This is a genomic window from Candidatus Terasakiella magnetica (genome assembly GCF_900093605.1).
GTDB classification, from domain to species: domain Bacteria; phylum Pseudomonadota; class Alphaproteobacteria; order Rhodospirillales; family Terasakiellaceae; genus Terasakiella; species Terasakiella magnetica.
In genome coordinates this window covers 133,763-155,027 of sequence record NZ_FLYE01000044.1, presented here as the reverse complement: position 1 = coordinate 155,027, position 21,265 = coordinate 133,763, and the positions used below count along the sequence as shown (strand labels likewise).

The 21,265-nt window shown below is 47.9% G+C and carries 18 protein-coding genes; 8 read left to right on the top strand and 10 right to left on the bottom strand.

Going from position 1 to position 21,265, the window contains the following annotated elements:
- Positions 1-26: 26 nt before the first annotated feature.
- Complete coding sequence (gene pepN, locus MTBPR1_RS12910) at positions 27-2,627, top strand: aminopeptidase N (RefSeq protein WP_069189426.1); 2,601 nt, start codon at positions 27-29, stop codon at positions 2,625-2,627.
- A gap of 272 nt (positions 2,628-2,899) precedes the next feature.
- The gene (locus tag MTBPR1_RS12905) at positions 2,900-4,573 is read left to right on the top strand and encodes a methyl-accepting chemotaxis protein (protein WP_069189425.1); all 1,674 of its coding nucleotides are present in this window, start codon (positions 2,900-2,902) and stop codon (positions 4,571-4,573) included.
- Here MTBPR1_RS12905 and MTBPR1_RS12900 read toward each other — a convergent pair.
- From MTBPR1_RS12900 to mutY, 6 genes are all read right to left on the bottom strand, one after another.
- The gene (locus MTBPR1_RS12900) at positions 4,570-5,730 is read right to left on the bottom strand and encodes a murein transglycosylase domain-containing protein (protein WP_069189424.1); all 1,161 of its coding nucleotides are present in this window, start codon (positions 5,728-5,730) and stop codon (positions 4,570-4,572) included. The genes MTBPR1_RS12905 and MTBPR1_RS12900 overlap by 4 nt on opposite strands.
- On the bottom strand, positions 5,727-7,022 hold the full coding sequence (locus MTBPR1_RS12895; protein WP_069189423.1) for an MATE family efflux transporter: 1,296 nt from the start codon (positions 7,020-7,022) through the stop codon (positions 5,727-5,729). The genes MTBPR1_RS12900 and MTBPR1_RS12895 overlap by 4 nt, the downstream gene beginning before the upstream one ends.
- A 5-nt stretch (positions 7,023-7,027) precedes the next feature.
- Positions 7,028-7,423, bottom strand: coding sequence for a peptide-methionine (R)-S-oxide reductase MsrB (gene msrB / locus MTBPR1_RS12890; protein WP_069189422.1), 396 nt, complete (start codon positions 7,421-7,423; stop codon positions 7,028-7,030).
- 32 nt (positions 7,424-7,455) lie between these two features.
- The gene (locus MTBPR1_RS12885) at positions 7,456-8,478 is read right to left on the bottom strand and encodes a caspase family protein (RefSeq protein ID WP_069189421.1); all 1,023 of its coding nucleotides are present in this window, start codon (positions 8,476-8,478) and stop codon (positions 7,456-7,458) included.
- On the bottom strand, positions 8,472-9,281 hold the full coding sequence (locus MTBPR1_RS12880) for a hypothetical protein (protein WP_126465233.1): 810 nt from the start codon (positions 9,279-9,281) through the stop codon (positions 8,472-8,474). Before MTBPR1_RS12880 ends, MTBPR1_RS12885 begins: the two co-directional genes overlap by 7 nt.
- Positions 9,282-9,342: 61 nt before the next feature.
- Positions 9,343-10,386, bottom strand: coding sequence for an A/G-specific adenine glycosylase (mutY, locus tag MTBPR1_RS12875; protein WP_069189419.1), 1,044 nt, complete (start codon positions 10,384-10,386; stop codon positions 9,343-9,345).
- Positions 10,387-10,453: 67 nt separating this feature from the next.
- Here mutY and MTBPR1_RS12870 point away from each other — a divergent pair, with 67 nt between their 5' ends.
- From MTBPR1_RS12870 to smc, 3 genes are all read left to right on the top strand, one after another.
- Complete coding sequence (locus tag MTBPR1_RS12870) at positions 10,454-11,383, top strand: DciA family protein (protein WP_069189418.1); 930 nt, start codon at positions 10,454-10,456, stop codon at positions 11,381-11,383.
- Between the two features lie 119 nt (positions 11,384-11,502).
- Complete coding sequence (locus MTBPR1_RS12865) at positions 11,503-12,093, top strand: DsbA family protein (protein ID WP_069189417.1); 591 nt, start codon at positions 11,503-11,505, stop codon at positions 12,091-12,093.
- 85 nt (positions 12,094-12,178) lie between these two features.
- A complete protein-coding gene (gene smc, locus MTBPR1_RS12860) occupies positions 12,179-15,640 on the top strand; it encodes a chromosome segregation protein SMC (protein WP_083223081.1) in 3,462 nt (1,153 codons plus the stop codon).
- Between the two features lie 2 nt (positions 15,641-15,642).
- On the opposite strand, the gene MTBPR1_RS12855 is transcribed toward smc, so the two are convergent.
- From MTBPR1_RS12855 to MTBPR1_RS12840, 4 genes are all read right to left on the bottom strand, one after another.
- Positions 15,643-16,728 carry a hypothetical protein gene (locus MTBPR1_RS12855; protein WP_069189416.1) on the bottom strand — a complete coding sequence of 362 codons (1,086 nt, stop codon included), beginning with the start codon at positions 16,726-16,728 and terminating at the stop codon, positions 15,643-15,645.
- Between the two features lie 11 nt (positions 16,729-16,739).
- Complete coding sequence (locus tag MTBPR1_RS12850; RefSeq protein ID WP_069189415.1) at positions 16,740-17,561, bottom strand: carbon-nitrogen hydrolase family protein; 822 nt, start codon at positions 17,559-17,561, stop codon at positions 16,740-16,742.
- 17 nt (positions 17,562-17,578) lie between these two features.
- Positions 17,579-17,836 (bottom strand): glutaredoxin 3, encoded by a 258-nt coding sequence (grxC, locus tag MTBPR1_RS12845; protein WP_069189519.1) that lies wholly within the window; start codon positions 17,834-17,836, stop codon positions 17,579-17,581.
- Between the two features lie 70 nt (positions 17,837-17,906).
- A complete protein-coding gene (locus MTBPR1_RS12840) occupies positions 17,907-18,617 on the bottom strand; it encodes a ComF family protein (protein ID WP_069189414.1) in 711 nt (236 codons plus the stop codon).
- A 70-nt stretch (positions 18,618-18,687) separates the two neighbouring features.
- On the opposite strand from MTBPR1_RS12840, the gene MTBPR1_RS12835 reads away from it, so the two are divergent.
- The 3 genes from MTBPR1_RS12835 (at position 18,688) to map (ending at position 21,203) form a co-directional block, all read left to right on the top strand.
- Positions 18,688-19,617 (top strand): methyltransferase domain-containing protein, encoded by a 930-nt coding sequence (locus MTBPR1_RS12835; RefSeq protein ID WP_069189413.1) that lies wholly within the window; start codon positions 18,688-18,690, stop codon positions 19,615-19,617.
- Positions 19,614-20,315, top strand: coding sequence for a DNA/RNA nuclease SfsA (gene sfsA, locus MTBPR1_RS12830; RefSeq protein WP_069189412.1), 702 nt, complete (start codon positions 19,614-19,616; stop codon positions 20,313-20,315). The genes MTBPR1_RS12835 and sfsA overlap by 4 nt, the downstream gene beginning before the upstream one ends.
- A 93-nt stretch (positions 20,316-20,408) precedes the next feature.
- Positions 20,409-21,203, top strand: coding sequence for a type I methionyl aminopeptidase (gene map / locus MTBPR1_RS12825; protein WP_069189411.1), 795 nt, complete (start codon positions 20,409-20,411; stop codon positions 21,201-21,203).
- Positions 21,204-21,265: the final 62 nt, after the last annotated feature.

The following is a 21,265-nucleotide window of genomic DNA, read 5'->3' as shown; positions in this document are numbered from 1 at the left end:
ATAAATATAAGAAAGTTCCCCTTTTCATGAAAACCGACCAACCCCAATCCATTCGTTTGGAAGACTACCGCGCGCCTGATTATCTGGTGGATAATGTGGATTTGGTCTTTGATCTGGAACCAGAAAGCACGCGCGTTTTATGTGCGACAACCTATTATGCGGCTAATGATGAGGGCGCGCCCTTGGTGCTCGATGGTGAGGACCTCACGCTGTTAAACATCGCCCTTGATGGGCGCACGTTAGGTGAGACTGAATACAGCATTGAAAATAACCAACTGACCTTAACAGACCTGCCAGAACGTTTTGAGCTGGTGATTGAGACCGAGATTAACCCCAAGGGCAACACCCAGCTTAGCGGGCTTTATCAATCTAGTGGCAACTATTGCACCCAATGTGAGGCCCAAGGTTTTCGCCGCATCACTTATTTTCAGGACCGCCCTGATGTGATGGCGAGATATAACGTCACCATCATTGCCGATAAAACAGCCTGCCCTGTGATGCTGTCTAACGGCAACCTGATTGATCAAAGCGATCTTGATGAAACCCAACATGCAGCTGTATGGGAAGACCCGTTTCCAAAACCAAGCTACCTCTTTGCGCTCGTTGCTGGTGACCTCGCCATGGTTGAAGATACCTATAAAACCTCATCCGGGCGTGATGTTGATTTGCGCATTTTTGTTGAACATGGCAATGAAGACCGTTGTTCGTGGGCGATGGAAAGCCTTAAAGCCTCCATGAAGTGGGATGAAGAGCGTTTTGGTCTGGAATATGACCTTGATCTATACAATATCGTTGCGGTTTCAGACTTCAACATGGGTGCCATGGAAAATAAATCGCTCAATGTGTTTAACACCAAATATGTATTGGCAAAATCCGATACGGCAACTGATCAGGATTATGCCGGGATTGAAGCGGTTATCGCCCATGAATATTTCCATAACTGGACAGGCAACCGGGTCACATGCCGTGACTGGTTCCAGCTTTCCCTAAAAGAAGGGCTCACCGTTTTTCGCGATCAGGAATTTTCATCAGACATGCGCTCGCGTGCTTGTGAGCGCATTTCAAACGTAAAAGTCTTACGCGCAGGCCAGTTCCCTGAAGATGGCGGCCCACTGGCCCACCCCGTGCGCCCAGAAAGCTACATCGCCATTGATAACTTCTATACAGCCACCGTCTATAACAAAGGCTCTGAAGTGATCCGCATGATGCACACCCTGTTGGGTGAAGAAAATTTTCGCAAAGGCATGGACCTTTATTTTGAGCGCCATGATGGGGAAGCGGTTACATGCGATGATTTCGCCGCTGCCATGCAAGATGCCTCAAACATTGATCTTACCCAATTTAAGCTCTGGTATTCACAAGCTGGCACCCCAGATGTGAGCGCAAGCTGGGCTTATGATGAAGCTGCCAAACAGTTTGATCTCACCCTTAGCCAACATCTTGGCGCAACACCGGGCCAAGAGACAAAAGAGACCATGCATATGCCGATCTCCATCGGGCTCATTGGTCCTGACGGTGAAGATATGGTGAGCGATGTACTTTCGCTTACTCAGGCTGAGCAGACTTTCACGTTTAAAGAAATCGCCTCAAAACCTGTTGTGTCCCTCAACCGTGGTTTTTCTGCACCGATTAAATTTAAAGCGGACTATAGCCGTGAAGAGCTTGCCTTTTTAATGGCCCATGACAGCGATGATTTTGCCCGTTGGGAAGCGGCGCAATCTTATGGCACCCTTTTATTGCTTGATATGATCAAGGCCCATCAAGAAGGTCGTGCTTTTGAAAAAGATGCCCCCTTCATTGAAGCCTTGCGCAAGACCTTACATAACGAAAATCTTGATGCTGAATTCATCGCCCTTTGCCTCCAGCTGCCTGTTGAAAGCTATCTGGCTGAACAGATGGACGTCATTGATGTTGAGGCTATCCATGCAGCGCGCGAAGCCTTGCGTGGTTTTATCGCAACTGACCTGCAAGATGACCTTCTTGAAACCTTTAGGAATCTTCGCAGTGATGCGCCTTATTCCCCCGATGCTAAATCCGCCGGTTTGCGTTCTTTGAAAAACATCTGTCTGGCCTATCTTTCTGAGCTGGATGATCCGGCCTGTATGGGGCTCATCACCGCGCAATATCACAACGGCGATAATATGACAGATCGCATGGCTGCCCTTGGCATTCTATCCAACAAAGATGTAAGCGCGCGCGAAGAAGCCTTAAGCGATTTCTACAGCCGTTATAAAAATGATCCGCTGGTGGTGGATAAATGGTTGGCTGTGCAAGCCATGTCGTCCCTACCCACCACATTGGATACGGTAAAGTCTTTGATGGAACATGACGCTTTTTCCATCAAAAACCCAAATAAGGTGCGCTCCCTCATCGGTGTGTTTGCCCATGCCAACCAGCTGAATTTTCACCGTGCAGATGGATCAGGTTATGAGTTTCATACCAGCCGCATTTTGGAACTGGATAAAATCAACCCGCAGATTGCTGCGCGCATGGTTGCCCCACTGGGTAAATGGCGCCGCTTTGACACCATGCGCCAAGACCTCATGAAAGCCCAACTGCAACGCATTATTGACACCGATGGTCTGTCAAATGATACGTTTGAAATGGCGAGCAAATCACTCAATTAACTGCTGTTAAGAATTAGATTCGTTTAAGTTTTTAACATAAAATTCTAATGTTCATGCAATAATTAACCTCCGATTGATTATACCCCACACCAACCTGCCAATTGGATAATAATCAACAGCAAACTTGATGTTAATTCATATAAACTGCTTGTGAAGGTAATCTATCCTCTATAGAGACGAGTCTAGTTAAAAATCCTTTTGGGCCAGCTCTATTCGCAGAAATTAGACTGAAATAGCCTAAAATAAACTGGCAATTCTAGGTGGGGTAGACCATGTCCAACATGAAAATTGGAGTCCGATTATTTTCAGGCTTTGCGATTATTCTTTTGCTGACTCTAATTTTAGGAGTTGTGTCTGTTAACAGCCTCAACACCCTTAGCGGTCTGACAGAAAAACTTTATAAACACCCCTTTGCGGTAAGTACAAAAGTCCTGCAAGTGAAAGCCGGGATCATCGCAATGCACCGTGGCATGAAAGATGTTGCCTTAGCAAAAAATGACGAAGGCATCACAGCAGCATCTAAAAAAGTCGACCTGCTTGAAGAAGAAGTTCTTGGGTATTTTAACATCATTAATGAGCGTTTCCTTGGCGATAAAGCAAAAGTAAATGAACTAAAACAAGCTGTAATCGACTGGAAAGTTGTTCGCGATGAGGTCATTGCCTTAATGCGTGAAGGCCGTCGCCTTGAGGCTGCTGAAATCACAAAAGGAAAAGGTGCAAAGGTTGTTAAAAAAATCAACAACAGCATTGATTACTTAACCAACTTTGCCTTCAACAAAGCCGATGGTTTTATGAAAAAAGCGGGTGAGACACGTGACACAATCAAGATGCAGGCCATTGTCCTTATCGTAGCCTCAATTGCCATCGGGATCATTATTGCATGGTTAATCACAGCCAGCATCAAAAAGCCGATTCAAGCTTTGAGCCAACGTATGCTCAGTTTGAAAGAAGGCGAAAAACAAAGCCCTATTCCCGGCCTTGAGCGCAAGGATGAAATCGGTGCGATGGCCCATAACGTGGAAGATTTCCGCAAAAGCCTTGTTGATGCTGACACAATGGCACAAGAAGACGTTAAACGTCAGGAAGAACAGCAAAAACGTGCCACAACGATTGAAAATGTGGCAAATGATTTTGACCTTTCTGTCACACAGATTCTGGAGTCTGTGGGCTCCGCAGCGGTGCAGATGGATGGCAACGCCCAGAGCATGACCTCAACAGCAAGCCGCACAAGTGAACGTGCAGAAACCGTCAATAGTGCGGCTATTCAAGCCTCATCAAACGTTCAAACTGTTGCTGCAGCCTCAGAAGAATTGACAGGTTCCATCAACGAAATTGCCTCGCAAGTCACATTATCAACAGACGTGGCAAATAAGGCCGTCGCAGAAGCTGATGAGGCCGCAACCGAAATTGATCGTTTAACCCAAAGCTCCCAACGCATTGGTGAAGTGATTAAGCTGATCAATGATATTGCGGACCAAACCAACCTGCTGGCCTTAAACGCCACAATCGAAGCTGCGCGCGCAGGTGATGCAGGTAAAGGTTTTGCCGTTGTTGCCAGTGAGGTGAAAAACCTTGCCAATCAAACGGCAAAGGCAACAGATGAAATCGGTATGCAGATCAGAGATGTGCAATCAGCAACGCAACAGGCAGCGTCCTCTATGGATGGGGTTATTAATATCATCCGTGAAATTCAACAAATCTCAGCTACAATCGCTTCTGCTGTAGAAGAACAAAGTAGTGCAACACTGGAAATTGCCAGAAACATTGATGAGGCATCTCAAGGCACAACAGCTGTAACGAGCAATATCTCAGATGTCAGCAATGCGGCAAATGAAACGGGTAATGCCTCACAAGAAGTTTTACAAGCCGCACGTACTTTAGGGGTGCATTCTGATCAGCTGAAAAATGAAATTGAACAGTTCATTTCTAAAGTAAAAGCAGCTTAAGCATACTTCCTTTTCGCCGTTGTTACCTTGTGCAAATAATGCTGGCTTTCCGTTGGCATTTTTGCGCGAAGGCGGTTGTATACCGCATTGGGGGAGGAACGGTTAATCATGGCAAAGGCAGTGTCGCGGTTTGAATGAAAACTGCGCAGCACATTACCTGCCCCCCCATTATAGGCCGCAATGATGCAATATTCGCGCGTGGTCGGGTTGCTGACTTTTGCCAGATAACGGGTTTGCAAAATATGTAAGTAAGCACAGCCCATGCGGATATTATTTTCCACATTAAAAAGATAATCCCGACTGGGTGTACCGGGGCGTCCATGGACGACCTCAAAAGCATCGCGCCCTGCGGTTTTTGGCACGATTTGCATGAGCCCATAAGCTGGCACCCAGCTCACTGCATAAGGATTAAAGTTGCTCTCTGTCTGGATGATGGCATAGACAAGGGCGCGCTCTAATCGGTATTTCGCCGCATAGCGATTAACCAGATCACCATATTTATTAGAGCGCGTTGCCGTGTGATTGCGCACCAAGGCAAACTCAACAAAGCTTTGAGTTTTACGCTCCCCACTATTGAGTGTGACTTCACGGCTCTGGCGTTTATGGGCAATCAGGTAATCGGCAAAACGGTTTGCCCGCCATTGCCATCGGATATCTTTGGCTTCATGGTCCACCACCTGTTTATATAAAAAGGGCTCACTCCCCAGTTTCACAGGTTTGGCAGAAAACAGATCAACCCCACGTGGGTCACTTGGCGATAAAACCGTGGTGACAATGGCCTGTTTTAAATGAGTGGGCACCAAGGTTTCCACACGCACGATGGAACGTTGAAAATCAATAATGCCACGGCTTTTATAGTCATCACTATATTTGACATAGACCTGTTCAGACGGGGCAGTGGCGTTATCTTTACCCCAAACATCCACAACATCATGGACGAAATCCTGTGCCACATCTTCAAAACGGCGAATATCACTTAAAAATGATTTCGGATTACTCGCCCAACTACGCGCCTTTGAAGTGGCAACCGAGCGCACCGCCCCACTTAAGGAACCACCCCTTGATGCAGCTTCAATGGTGCGCACAATCTCAGCTGAGGAACAGGCACATAGGGCAGCGGGTAAACATCCAGCAAGAAAAGTTCGACGTGAAATCATTGAAAAGCTCTTTGACTAACTTTTGGAAAGGTTATTCCCAATGTTATAGCGCGCAATCCCATAAAAATTGTTAACGCCGCCCATAACCCGTGATTATTATATGTTTGCATCATCCACAGGCTCAACGGGATATAAAAAACAAGGGAAACCACCATCATATTTCGCAATATTCTAGTTTGGGTCAGGCCAAAATAAATCCCGTCAAGTTGAAAACTCCAAACCGAGACCAACGGCAAAAGAGCAACCCAGAATATATAATCCTGCGCCATGACCAACACCTCTTCGATATCGGTGAAAAAGGCAATAAACTGGCTATCAAACAAAATGTAAATAAGTGAAAAACCAGCGGCAAAAACAAAGGCCAATTGAGTGGAGGCTTTTACATTTTTCTTAAACTCATCGCGCTTTTTTGCCCCAACGCTATGGGCACTTAATACCTCAACCGCATGGGCAAACCCATCCAGCGCATAAGACGTAAATTGCTGAAACTGGAGCAATATTGCATTTGCCGCCAAGACCACATCGCCAAGCTTGGCCCCTTGGGCCGTAAACCAAGCAAAAGCACTGAGCAGGCAGACAGTGCGAATAAACAGGTCCATATTCATGGATAAAAGTTGCTTGATTTTATCAAGCTGGAAAATGCGCGCACGCTCCCATTGCCCCTCATGGCGTGCCATATTTTTGCGCAAAACCAAAAGCCCAATGCCAAGGCCGCAATATTGGGCGATCACAGTTGCCACAGCCACCCCTTCAACGCCATAGCCCAGCCCCATCACAAACCATAAATCCAGCACCACATTAACCACATTGGTGATCACCTGCTGGATCAGCACGCCTTTTGTATCCTTACAAGCCAGTATCCAGCCCATAAGTGCATAATTCATCAAGGCCGCAGGTGCAGACCAAATGCGGATTTCAAAATAGGTTTGGGCCAGTACTTCCACTTCATCACTAGCCTCAATCACAAAGGCTGCGGCTTGAAAAATATAGCCCTGCACAAGCCATAAGACCATGGCCCCGACAAGGGCAATAAGCGTTGCACGCCCCATAACCGCACGCGCTGCTGCGCCATCCCCTGCCCCCATGGCTTGGGCGGCAAGCCCGGTTGTGCTGAGGCGTAAAAAACCAAAACCCCAGTAGATATAATCAAAGATCAAGCCGCCAATAGCCACCGCGCCTAAATAGGCCGCACTTTCCATATGGCCCATAACAGCCGCATCCACCGCACCCAACAAAGGGATGGTGATGTTGGAAAGAATGATGGGTAAGGCCAAGGCCCAGATGGAGGCCACGGGGGTTAATCTTCTTCAAGCTTTAGCGAGAGCGAATTAATGCAATAGCGCAAGCCTGTGGGTTCTGGCCCATCTTCAAACACATGGCCCAAGTGGGTGTCACATTTCGCACAATGAACTTCCACACGCACCATAGCGTGGGATGTATCGCGATTTTCTTCAACGCTAGCCTCATTTATGGGCTGATAAAAGCTCGGCCAGCCACTGCCTGAGTCATATTTTGTATCTGAGGCAAAGAGTGCTTCGCCACAGCCGTTACAATGATAGGTGCCGGATTTTTTTTCATCCCAATAGCGCCCTGTAAAAGCACGCTCGGTTCCTTGTTCACGGCACACCACATATTCTTCACGGCTGAGCTGGCTGCGCCATTCTTCATCTGTTTTGGTTATTTTATCACTCATGGCTTATCTCCTTTTACAAAGAAGGTAAGCATTTATCGGTCTCTTCGCAAGAAAACGAAATCCCCACCCACATCATGGCCTGCAAAACGGATGTTGGAATATTGCGGGGTCTGGCGCGCATTTAACAAAACCTGCTGGCGCACATTACCAAAAAGCTGCGTGCCATCAATCATGCCTTTGTTGCTTTGCAGGCTTTTCAAAAAGGCATAGGCAAAGACAGAATGTTTCCCCCCGCCTTGGTCACTCACAGGCTCTAATGCGCCAGAGGCCAGCACAGTGCGCGATTTGCGCCCAACCAAGGTTTCAAGGTAACCTGCGGGACGTTCTGTCAGTTTAAGCCCGCGCGTTTGCCCAAGCCCACCCTCGGCTGAACGGGTCAAAGTGCCTGCATAACAGCTATCAGCCACCACCATCACATGGCGCGCTTTTAAGGCTTTAAGCGTATCAGTAATATCGGCGTTTGACACCCAGCGCGCGCGGGTATCTTTAGCCGCATCCACAGGCAGCCAATAGCCGCGCTCACTTTCTTTATCCAGCCAGCCATGACCAGCATAATAAATCAGCAGGTTATCTTCTTTGCGCAAGACTTTGCGATATTCATCCAGCGAGGCAATAATTTGATCGCGCGTGGCATTAATCAGGGATGTGACAGAAAAGCCGTAAGACTGTTTCAGTACGCGCGCAACTTCCTTGGCATCACCCACAGCCGTTTTTAAATTATCCATATGAGGATATTTATTATTGCCAATAACCAATGCGTAATAGCGCCCAAACTTGACCCCTTTTGACTGGGCAAGCGAGGCATTTCTTTTAATCAACGGCGTGCTTACGCGTTGTGGTTTGGCAACTGGTTTGGGAACAGGGCGCGCCTGAACGGGTTTTACCACGCTAGGCAGTTTCTGTGCGGGCTGGGCTGCGGGTTTTAGACCTTTGGGCTGTTCCACACATCCTTTGCCCCCATATTCACACCAGAGGTCCATAAAACTGGTTTGGGCAAAAGCGGGGGGTGAGCCAAGGCACAGAAGGCCTGCCAATATAAGTGCGTATTTTACCATTCACCCAACAATTCAGATCGACGTTTTTCAAATTCTTTTGTGGGTAAACCATAAACCAAAATCAACTTGTTTTCACCTGCATTCACCAAGGCTGTGCCATAGGAAATCCCTTCGCGAAAACCATGGACTTTAAAAACGGCTGGCCCTTTGATACGCCCATCAAAACAATTGAGATAGGCATCGCCTTTAAAGGCAATGGTGCCAATATTATAATGCCCGTCACAGACTTTGCGCCCAGATGAGGTATGAAAATTCATCGCCTGATTTTTACCTGTGCGCCCGGTTGTAGAGGCATAGCCAAGAATTTCTTTTCTGCCTTTGGCGTCTTTCACCAATGCAATTGCAGGCACATTTACCCGAAAGGGCAATTCTTCTGGCTTCATCAAAATTGCATTATTGATTGCAGCATAACGACAGCCGCATTTCTTACCTGTAATTTCAGAAAAGACTTTCACCCGGTTTAAACATTGGTTCATGGACCTTTCCATGGCTTCAAAAAGATTACCATGGCGCCAGCGTCCGTTAAAGGTGGCGCAGTCTTTTGGGTGACCGATGGTAATGACTTTGTGATTGCGCTGTTTTAACCAGTTGCGCCCAAAACTATTGGCGGTGAAAAAATCATATTTTGAAAGATTCATCGGCGCGCCATGAGCTTTAGAATAACTTTCTGCGCGCATGGCCAAAGGACGAATTTGTTGGGGGTTTTCAGCAACAAGTGGCGGGGCATGAACCATGCGCAAAGTTTGCGGCTGACAGGCCGTCACGACAAAACCAACCATCATTAAAATGAAAAAACGCATCATCTACCCTTTTACAAAGTCCGTAAAAAAGCATCTTACAGAAACTTATGCAACTTTCAATAAGCTATCCTGTTGTTAGGGCATGTTTAGAGACTTTTTTCATGAGCGTGGGTAAAGCATGATCTTTTAAATCTTCTGGCAAAACCCACACACCATTTACAGGTGGGTTACCATTGACCCGCCCGCTTAAAACCGTGAGCTCCAGATGAAAATGCGTAAATGTATGGCGCACGCCCCCTTCAAGCTCTTTTAACAAGGCCGACGCCGGACTATGGCGAAGCGCTTCTTGTTTGGTGATATCGGCCTCACTCCATTCACTTGACGGAATTTCCATCATCCCGCCAAGCAGGCCTTTTTCAGGGCGACGGCGCAACAACACAGCGCCATCTTTGCGCGTGAGCCAAAAAACATACGCTTTGCGTGTGGGTTTTGGTTTTTTCGCTTCTTTCTTGGGATAATCGGTCGGTTCTGCCTTTAGGCGGGCCTCACAGCCTTCCATCCAAGGGCAAATGCCACAAGCTGCTTTTTTAGGGGAACAAACAGTTGCGCCCAAATCCATCATGGCTTGGGCAAAATCACCTGCGCGTTTTTCTGGTGTAAGCGTGCTTGCCAGTTCAGCCAATTGCTTTTTGGCCTTGGGCATTTTTTCTTCCACCTGAAACAGGCGCGAGACCACACGTTCCACATTGCCATCAACAGGCGTTGCTTTTGCCCCAAAGGCGATAGAGGCAATGGCTGCTGCGGTATAAGGCCCAATGCCGGGGAGCTCTAAAAGACGTTTTTCTTCTTCAGGGAAACGCCCGTTATATTCGCGCGTTACCACAGATGCACATTTATGCAGGTTTCTTGCGCGCGCATAATAGCCAAGACCCTGCCATGCATGGAGCACTTCATCCAGATCAGCCCCAGCTAAATCCTGCACAGTAGGCCATTTTTGCAAGAAATCCCTATAATAGGATTTCACCGTTGCCACAGTGGTTTGTTGCAACATGATCTCACTCATCCAGACCTTATAGGGATCGGCCTTTTTGCCCGGTGCCATCCGCCAGGGAAGATCGCGTCTTTCACGATCATACCAGTCCAGAAGTTGCTGTGCGCGTGTGCTCATAAATACCTACTGTGATTTTCCTGCAGATAGGAGTATTCTCTGTTTAACAAAATGACAAGGGCCTTTCATGTCACCAAACCTAGAAGATTTCCTCACCCGCGAAGAAAGACGGCGCAATCGCAGCCTGTCTAAGCGTTTTCGCGCATGGCTCTCTTCTGAAAAAGCCCAAAACCAAATTGAAAAACTTGAACGCGCCTTGGCAAAATCAGGCGGGGAAAGCACAGCTGTCCAGCTCTTAAAAAAAGCAGAAGAAGCCTATAAGGCCGATGATGCCTATAAGCGCCAAGATGCCAAACGCAAAAAATCACTTAAACAATTTAAACAGGCCTTTGAAGATTGGCTCAGCTCAGATAGAGGCCAGCCTTATCAAAAAGCCATTCTGATCGGGCAAACTGATGAGGCCAAAGAAATGGCCCGCCTTGATGCGGAAAAAGCCTTTGCACGTGCCAACCCTCACCTGTTGCCCGATGATTATAGGGATGCCTCAAAAACCCGTATTCGCCCGGTGCGCCACGCCTTTGCCAAAGGGGTGGAAGAACTCACCTTTGATGTGATTGAACCGGGCTTAAACCAGCTTGGCCTTGTGGGCGCCAATATCTTGCGCAATTGGGATAAGATTGTCGGCAGTGCCCTTGCCCAAAACACACGGCCTGAGCGGGTGACGTTCCCCCCAAAAGGGCGCACAAACGGCACACTGTTTATTAAAGCACGTCAAGGTTTTAACACCATCATTCAACATAACAGCAACCAGATCGTTTTTCGCATCAACAGCCATTTTGGTTTTAAAGCCATTACAGAGGTGCGCATTTCAAAACGCTATTATGATGAAAGTTCAACAACAGGTGAAAAAATCGCCCATAACGTCTTGGCCGCGCGCATCCAGCCTGCCAATGAGCTAAATCCCCAAACCGCAAAGCTGGTTAATCAGATCAAAGACAAAGAAATGAAAAAAGCCTTTGAAGAATTAGGCAAACTGATTAAGGCGCGAAACGGGTAATTACGTCATACTAGGCAAGTCTAAATTATATTTTTTCAAGAGAGTATCCTTTTTTTGCCACAATCGCTCTCTAGCCTCTGCATTAACAAAATATACCTTTCTTATTGTGGAGCTTTCCCGTGAAAAAAATTGCCCGTTTTATTGCCCTAACTGTTGCACTTGCCACTGCAAGCTTCACTGCCAAGGCTGAGGTTCAATATACTGAACAGGTGATTGGTGATCCAAACGCCCCTGTCACCATGATTGAATATGCCTCTTACACCTGCTCACATTGTGCAGACTTCCACAGCAAAACCCTGCCTCAGATCAAAAAAGACTTTATTGAAACAGGTAAAGTAAAAGTCATTTTCCGCGACTTCCCGTTTGAGCGTGTAGGTGCAACAGCCGCCATGTTGTCGCGCTGTGTGGACCCGCAACGTTTTGCAGGATTTAGCGACCTTTTGATGAAGCAACAGCAACAATGGGTCAGCCAAACCAACCCGCTGGCAGGCCTTTTCAAATTGGCAAAACTGGCTGGTATGTCTCAAGACAAGATCGATTCGTGTCTCGCAAATGAAAAATTGCTCGATAAAATCATCGCTGTGCGCAAAGAAGCCATGGATGTTCACGGTTTCAATTCTACACCCAGCTTCCTGATTAATGGCGAAAAAGTCGTTGGTGGCGGTGAATATACCAAGTTCAAGAACATCATTGAAAGCAAGCTCAAGTAAGCTTCTTCTCAGTTTAAAATTGCCTTTAGAAAAACGCACCTCTAATATCCGGTGCGTTTTTTTATTTCTAGGGTAGTTACACGCCTTGATTCAATTCAAGAAACTCCGCCTGACGGGGTTTAAATCTTTTGTGGATCATTCTGAGCTCCTGATCAATTCCGGTTTGACCGGTGTGGTCGGGCCGAACGGCTGTGGCAAATCCAATCTGGTTGAAGCGCTACGCTGGGTCATGGGGGAAACCTCTGCCAAACAGATGCGCGGTGGCGAGATGGATGACGTCATCTTTGCTGGCAGTGGCAACCGCCCGGCGCGCAATGTGGCAGAAGTCGGCCTTGTGCTGGATAATTCTGATCGAACAGCCCCAGCGCTTTTTAACAATGAGGCTGAGCTTCAAGTCACACGACGTATTGAACGTCAAAAAGGTTCTAACTACAAAGTAAACGGCAATGATGTGCGCGCACGCGATGTGCAGCTTCTTTTTGCCGATGCCGCCACAGGTGCGCGTTCCACCGCCATGGTGAGCCAAGGTAAAATTGGCGCGATTATCAGTGCCAAACCCCAACAACGCCGCATGATCTTGGAAGAAGCCGCCGGGATCACAGGGCTACATTCACGCCGACATGAGGCGGAATTACGTCTGCGCGGGGCTGAAACCAACCTTGGTCGCCTTGATGATGTATTGATCACACTGGAAACCCAGCAGAAAAACCTCCAAAAACAAGCCCGCCAAGCCAGCCGTTATCGCACCATTTCTGATCGTATCCGCAAGGCTGAAAGCCTGCTTTTTCACATGCGTTGGGGCGATGCGCTTGATGAAATGGATAAAGCGCGCAAATCTTATAAAGAGGCAGAGACCCGCGTTAATGAGCTAACGTCGCGTGCAGCTGAGGCCTCAAAAGTTCAGGCCGAAGCCTCAACCCACTTACCTGCCTTGCGCGAAGCAGAAGCCGCAGCCGGGGCTGAGCTCCATCGCCTGTCGATTGCACGCGAACAGCTTGATGGCGATGAAAAGCGCCTTTCTGAAGTAAAACTTGAACTGCAACGCCGCCTTCATCAAGCCGAGCAGGACCTTGAGCGCGAAACGGATTTTTCCAAAGATGCCCAAGCCGCCCATACCCGTCTTGAAAATGAACGTGAAAACATCCTCGTTCAAGGTGAAGATGATGACATGCTGCGCGAAGAGGCCCTAGAGCGCCTTGAGATCATCAAGGAAGAAGTGGCAAACCGCGAAGAGCGCATCAATGAGCTCACCGAAGAAGTTGCCCAAAGTGAGGCCAAGCGCAACAGCCTGAAAAACCGCCTTAATGAGCTTGCCAGCCAACTTTCAAAGCTTCAAGTGCGCAAGGATGATTTGCAACGTCAAAAAAACGAGCTTGAAGCCACGCGCATTTCACAAGATGATTTGATGCAAGCTGAAGCGCGCATGGAAGAAAGCCGTGAGCGCCAAGCCTTACAAGAAGAAGCCATTGAACAGGCTGAGCAAAAACGCGTTGAGGCCCGCCAAGCGGTACAAACAGCGCTTGAACATTTACGTGAATGCGAAGCCGTCCTTGCCAAACTAGAAGCCGAAGAAGATGCACTGGCTGAGCTGCTTGACCCACAAAGCGAAGAGGCCGGTAAACCCATCTTGGATGATGTGAGTGTGGAGCCCGGCTATGAAGCAGCGCTTGGTTCAGCCCTTGGTGATGATCTTTCTGCATCGCGCGATAAAGAAGCAACCCTTCATTGGGAAGAATTACCTGCGCTAAAATCTCCCATCTTGCTCCCTTCTGGTATGGCCTTTCTTTCAGAATTTGCCAAAGGTCCAAGCGAGCTTAAACGCCGCCTTGCCCAAATCGGTGTGGTTGATACCGCAAATGAGGCTCATGCCTTACAAGCCAGCCTGCAACAAGGCCAGCGCATTGTCTCAAAAGAAGGGGGGATGTGGCGTTGGGATGGATTTATCAGCTTGCCCGGTGCACCAAGCGCAGCAGCCATTCGCCTAAAACAGAAAAACCGCTTAGCTGAAATTCGCAGCCAATGGGAAGATGCGCGCATCAAAGGCGATGTTGCCCAAGAACGTCTAGAGCTTGCCAAAGAGAGCGAAGCACAAAGCAACGAGGCTGAAAAACAGCTGCGCGAAGAATTGCGCCAGACCAACTCTCAGGTGAAAGATGCACAAAACCAGCTAAGCACCTTGCAAAATAAGCTGGCCAGTTTTGAAGCCAAGCTTGAAAATATCAATGAAAGCCTTGAGCGCTGCCTTCAAGAGGGCGAAGAAGTTCAAGAAGCCTATGAAGAAACCAGCGAGCAGTTAGAAGAGCTGCCCGTTGGTGATGAGGGCCGTGAGCAGCTTGCCTTATTGCGCGAAGAACTGGCTGAAAAACGCAATCTGTTGCTGGATCATCAAAGCGCTTTTGAGCGTATCGCACGTGATGCAGAAAACCGCAAACGCCGCCTAAGTGAAATTGGTGACGAAATTGAGTCTTGGAAAAAACGCTCTGAGCGGGCCGTGCGCCATATTGAAGATTTGGTTTTGCGCAAAGAAACTCTGATTGAAGAATTAGAAACCCTTGCTGAGCGCCCCCAAGAGATTGAAGAAAAACGCCAAGCCTTGTTTGAAGGCATTGAACGCTCAGAAGAAAAACGCAAATTCTGCGCCGATAAACTGGCTGAGGCGGAAGGCCACCTGCGCGATGTGGATAGCCATGCGCGCCAAGCCGAAACCGAGCTGGCAAAATGCCGTGAAGAACGTGTGCGTTTTGAATCCCACGTAGAACAAGGCAAACAACTGTGCCAATCCCTTGCTGAGCGTATCCGCGAGCGCCTTGATTGCAAGCCTGAAGAACTTTCTGACATTGCTGAGATTGATGAAGGCTCAGAACTGCCCGATGTGGAAACAGCTGAAAAACGCGTAGACCGCCTCCATCGCGAGCGCGACACCATGGGGCCTGTAAATTTGCGCGCTGAAACAGAACTGGAAGAGCTGACCGAGCAAGTCCAGACCATGAATTCAGAGCGCGATGACCTGCTTAAAGCCATTGATAAATTGCGCCAAGGCATTAATGAGCTTAACCGTGAGGGACGTGATCGCCTGCTAACCTCCTTTAACGAGGTCAACCAGCATTTCCAAGACCTGTTTACCCGCCTGTTTGGCGGTGGTCAGGCCCATCTGGAGCTGATTGAAGATGAAGACCCGCTTCAAGCTGGCCTTGAAATTATGGCCTCGCCACCGGGTAAACGCATGCAAATCCTCTCCCTGCTTTCAGGGGGCGAACAGGCCCTTACCGCCCTTGCTTTGCTGTTTGGGGTTTTCTTGACCAATCCGGCCCCCATTTGCGTCCTTGATGAGGTCGATGCCCCGCTTGATGATGCCAATGTGGATCGTTTTTGTACCATGTTGGAAGAAATGGCCCAAAGCGGTCACACCCGCTTTCTCATCATCACCCACCACCGCATGACCATGGCGCGCATGCACCGCTTATTCGGTGTGACCATGACAGAGCGTGGGGTGTCTCAACTGGTCTCAGTCGATTTGCAAAAAGCAGAAGAAATGGTCGATAGCTAAAGCTAGCCCTCCATGCGCAGGTCGTATTTCTCTTCAAAAGAAGAACTCTGATTTTGTTGAAAATCAGCAAGCTCTGCCTGACAGAGCTCATGTAAATCACTCACCCCCGCACCACTTAGTGTCTCAGCAGTTAAATAGCCCAACTGGTCAATCCCCCAGCTCTCATCATATGCAGGGCTGCTGGCAAGAAAGGCGGTGAGATAACGCCCCAAGATATCCATAAAGCGCTTTGCCCGTTCCGTCTGGTTCACATAAGAAAGTGATAAATGCATGATCTCAAGCGGATTGATGGTCTTTGTCACTTTAAAAAGGGCAAGGTCACTCTTGCTCATATCCGCATTTTTAACCTGATCACTGAGCACCACATCAATATCAGAAATCCACACAGGCAAGCCGTAATGATCCATCAAAGCTCCTGCCAGTTGGAAACGTCGACAGGCATAGATGGTCGCATTATGTTCCACCACTTCCGTGGTGATGCGCAAATTTGGATAGGTTTTTGAAAGCTGCTCAACACGATCTTCAAAATCACTTTCAGGATTAAGCAAGTGAATATGGCACGGTGTTTCACCCCCAAGTGAGCTTAAAAAGCCCTCACCAAATCGCTTGAAATAAATATCATTACATGACGCCAGAACAAAATAATCATGGTCTGAAAACTTCGAAGTGGTGATTTCAAATTCAAAGGCTTGATGGTCTTGTGCTTTAAAAGCAAGATCAATCATACGGCCTTGGCGCAGGAACTTTTTGACATAGACCTGAAGATCATAGGTCAGGGCATTTTCATGAGTTTGATAAGCTCTTTCCAGTTCCTCAAACACAGCTTTTGCCTCAGCCAACTTGCCTTCAAGGGCGAGCTTTGCCGGACGGTATGTCAGATTAAGCACATAAAGCGGGCTGTTAGACCGGGTAATCTCATGGAGCTTATCAAGGCTCTCTTCATCCCCTTTTTTATAGAGGTAATCCAGACAAACAAGATATTCATTAGCCGTTTCCAAAGCACCAGAAGTTTGAGGATTAAGCGCGTTGATGAACTCCCCCAATCGGTTAAGTTCAATGGCTTTGTCCAAAAACTCAATGGCGTTCATCTCACAGGCCCTTAAAAGCTATAGTCACGATCATGTTGTAAAGAGGGTACTTTGGCGCGTGTGGCTTCAACCATAGTCATATCCAACTCAGCACTGAGCACGCATGGCTCATCCCCGCCTTCTGCCAACACAGTACCCCATGGGTCAATGATTAAGGAGTGACCATAGGTTTCACGCTCGCCTTTGTGAGAGCCACATTGCCCCGGTGCGATAATGAAACAACCATTTTCAATGGCACGCGCGCGCAATAAAACTTTCCAATGGGCTTCACCGGTTTGTTTGGTAAAGGCTGCTGGTACGGTCATGATGGCTGCGCCTTTTTGCCCATAGGCGCGATAAAGATGGGGAAAACGCACATCATAACAGATTGTCATGCCAAGCCCGCCCCATGGGGTCTCTGCCAAAACAGCTTTATCCCCGCCATCAAAAGTGTTGGACTCGCGATAACTTTCCCCACCGGCAAGATCCACATCAAACAGGTGGATTTTATCATACTGGCCTGTGATCTCACCTTGATCATTGAGCAAGAAAGAACGGTTAGCGACTTTGCCATTTTTAAGCTTGATGGCGAGTGAGCCGATAAGCAGCCATGCTTTTGTTTCAAGCGCTAAATCCCTAAACGCTTTCAAGGCAGGATGCTCACTTTGCACAAAGGATTTCGCGATGACATTTTGACCGCCGAATTCCATCATGGCGACATTTTCCGGCAGACAGATCAGGTTTGCCCCATCCTCGTGTGCTGCCTTGCGCACCATCTCACAAGCTGTGGCGATATTTTCATCCATGTCACTGCTGGCATTAACCTGTACACAGGCTGCTTTCATTTTTGTCATCTTAAAAATCCTTGGCCTTAAACAGCCAGCTTACCATCGAGTTGCCCGGCGCGTTCCAAGGCATAAAGGTCATCACAGCCGCCGATATGTTCTTCATTGATGAAAATTTGCGGCACGGTATAACCACCATTTGCGCGCTTCATCATTTCTTGGCGCAAGTCCGGCCCGGCATTTACATCAATTTCCTTAAACCCAACGCCTTTATCAGAAAGCAAGGCTTTTGCGCGCAGGCAATAAGGGCAGATGCGGGTGGTGTAAATCTCAATTTTAGGCATCGTCTCAAACTCTATCATCATTTCATCGTTGCTTATTCATATAGCATGAAAGAATGCTTTTACCAGCCTGCTATTCTTTATGAATAACCCGTGCCAAGGTCAAAACCCGCACATCGCGCGCGCCTGCCTGTAATAACACCTTGGTGCAATTCAGCACTGTTGCCCCTGTGGTCAGCACATCATCAATTAACAAAATGGATTTATCAGCCACCTCATGGCTTGCCACAAAAGCGCCTTGCAGGTTTTTTTGACGTGCCATTCTGGAAAGCAGGCCTTGGGGCGGGGTGTGGCGAACACGTTTAAGCAAATGGGGTTGGTGCTGAATCCCCTTCATTTTTGCGAGCTCCCCTGCCAAAAGCCCTGCTTGATTATATCGCCTTTTTCCAAGCCTGCGCCAATGAAGCGGCACTGGCACAATCACGTCACTTTGCTCAATTAAATCAGGGGCTGCGCGCTTCATCCATGCAGCAAAAACTGGCGCAAGATCTGTTCGATCGCCATGTTTAAAGGCCAAGACCAATTGTCGCGAAAAATCATCATAGGGAAAGACCGTGCGCGCGGCCTTAAAAGGCGGGCGGCGTTTTGCACAATGAAGACAAATCGCCCCCTCTGCCACCTCAATTTCAAAAGGCAGGCCGCAGCATTTGCAAAAAGGCGCTGTGATAAATTTCGCTTCTTCCCAACAGTCTAGACACAGGGTCTTATGTTCCACCACCATTTTCTGGCAGGAAACACAGCGCGGGGGTAATAAAAGGTCTAAAACTTTTGCAATCGGTACCATTTGGGTTTGACGTCCCTGTCTATGCTGCTTTATGTCTTTCATTCTTCTATGAATGGATGAGGCTGATTTTATGTCCGATATCGAAATCATGAATGTGTTTGACCGCAAGATGGTGCGCAAACACCGCGATCGCGCCGCTGAAAGCTGGCCTGATTTCGATTTTCTCCATAAAGAAGTGGCCGCGCGTTTGTGTGATCGCCTTGATGATGTGGTGCGTGATTTCCCCCTTGCCCTTGATATTGGCTGCCATGGCGGGGATGTTGCCAGCGTGCTGCGTGATTACCCCAAGGTGAAAAAACTCATCCAATGTGACCTATCAGAAAAAATGGTCAAACGCGCAAATGCCCAAAATGCGACAAGCCTTGTGGTAGATGAAGAATTCTTGCCCTTTGCGCCCAACAGTTTTGATCTGATCGTTTCCAACCTTAGCCTTCATTGGACGAATGATCTGCCCGGTGCCTTGCTGCAAATCAACCGTTGCCTAAAACCTGACGGGCTGTTTATCGGTACCATGTTTGGCACGGAAACTTTGCGCGAGCTGCGCCAATGCTTAAATGAGACGGAGATGGAAGTTGATGGCGGCATCAGCCCGCGCATCTCGCCTTTTGCAGATGTGCGCGATGCGGGCATGTTGTTACAACGCGCAGGTTTCAACCTGCCTGTGGTGGATGCCGATAGCATTGATGTGCGCTATGAAAACCCCATGAAGCTTTTAAAAGATTTAAAAGGCATGGGCGAAAATAATAAAGTGCTGGAGCGGCGCAAAAACTTCACCAAACGTGAATTGATCTTTAAGGCCATGCAGAAATATATGGAAGAATTTACCGGTGATGATGGGCGTGTGCCTGCCACCTTCCAAGTCATGTTCATGACCGCGTGGAAAGATGACCCCAGCCAGCAAAAACCGCTTAAACCCGGTGCAGGCATTACGGGAGATGCCAAAAAACTAGCCGATGCGTTGGGCGTGCCGGAACATATTTTGACAGGAAAAGATCAATGAAATTTGAAACCGAACTGATCAAAGGTAAACTGATCAAACGCTATAAACGTTTTCTCGCCGATGTTGAATTGGAAAACGGTGATGTGGTTACCGCCCATTGTGCCAATTCAGGCTCTATGCTGTCGGTAAAAGAAACAGGTGCAACCGTGTGGCTCTCACCATCAAATAACCCCAAGCGTAAACTGAAATTCACTTGGGAGATTATTGAGATTGAAGGCCATAATGTAGGTATCAACACAGGCCTTCCCAATAAGATTGTAGAAGAAGCCATCTTGGCTGGACAAATCAAAGAGCTTGAAGGTTATGGCTCGCTTCGTCGTGAAGTGAAATACGGTCAAAACTCACGCATTGATGTGCTGCTTGAAGATGATGAAAAGCCAAAATGTTATGTGGAAGTCAAAAATGTTACGCTTCGCCGTGGTGATAACGCCGATTTCCCTGACTCCGTGACATCTCGCGGGGCAAAACATTTGCGCGAACTTGGTGATATGGTTGAAGAGGGCCATCGCAGTGTCATGTTCTATCTGGTGCAGCGCCCTGACTGCAAAGTCATGGATATCGCACGCGATATTGACCCCACCTATGATGAAGAGTTGAAAAATGCCCTTAAGCGTGGGGTGGAGGTGATTTGTTATCAATGTGATGTTGGTATTGACGAGATTAAAGTCACCACCCCTGTTCCAGTTGCATTTTTGTAAGAATTGCTCTAACAAACCTTTGTTCCCTTATGAAAATAAGGAGCGAATAGAGGTTTTCTGTTTTTGCAGAACCCCATAGATAGAGGAAAACACATGGCCCGCGGACCGATTAAAATTCATAAACCTGAAGACTTCGAAGGTATGCGAAAGTCCGGTAAGCTGGCTGCGCAAACACTGGATTTCATCACCCCTTACGTGAAACCGGGTGTGACGACAGAAGAACTTGATAAGCTCTGTCATGAATTTATCGTTGATCATGGTGCCGTCTGCGCCCCGCTTAACTATCGCGGTTTTCCAAAATCGATTTGCACCTCCATCAACCATGTGGTCTGTCATGGCATTCCCGGTGATAAAAAACTGGTTGAAGGCGACATTGTAAATATTGATGTCACCACCATCCTTGATGGTTGGTATGGCGATACATCGCGCATGTTTCCGGTGGGTAAAACCAAGGTCAAAGCCAATAAGCTGGTTGATGTGACCTATGAAGCCCTCATGCTGGGCATTAAAGAAGTCAAACCCGGTGTACCGCTGAACCGTATCGGTCATGCCATCCAGACCTATGCCGAATCGTTTCGCTATTCAGTTGTGCGCGATTTTTGCGGTCATGGTCTGGGTAAAGTCTTTCATGATGCGCCAAATGTGCTGCATTATGCCGATGGTCAACCCAATGAAGGCCCCATCTTGGAAGAAGGCATGTTCTTCACCATTGAGCCGATGATCAATGCCGGAAAGCTAGATATCAAAATCCTGTCTGATGGCTGGACAGCGGTGACGCGTGATCGCTCCCTTTCTGCCCAGTTTGAACATTCCATCGGCGTGACCAAAGACGGTTGTGAGATTTTCACCCTGTCTGAAAAAAGCTGGGATAAACCACCTTATCAATAGGTTCTACCTTTAAACTGTTGCCCTACCTCTGATTGTTCTATATGAACAGATGCTCTTATAAA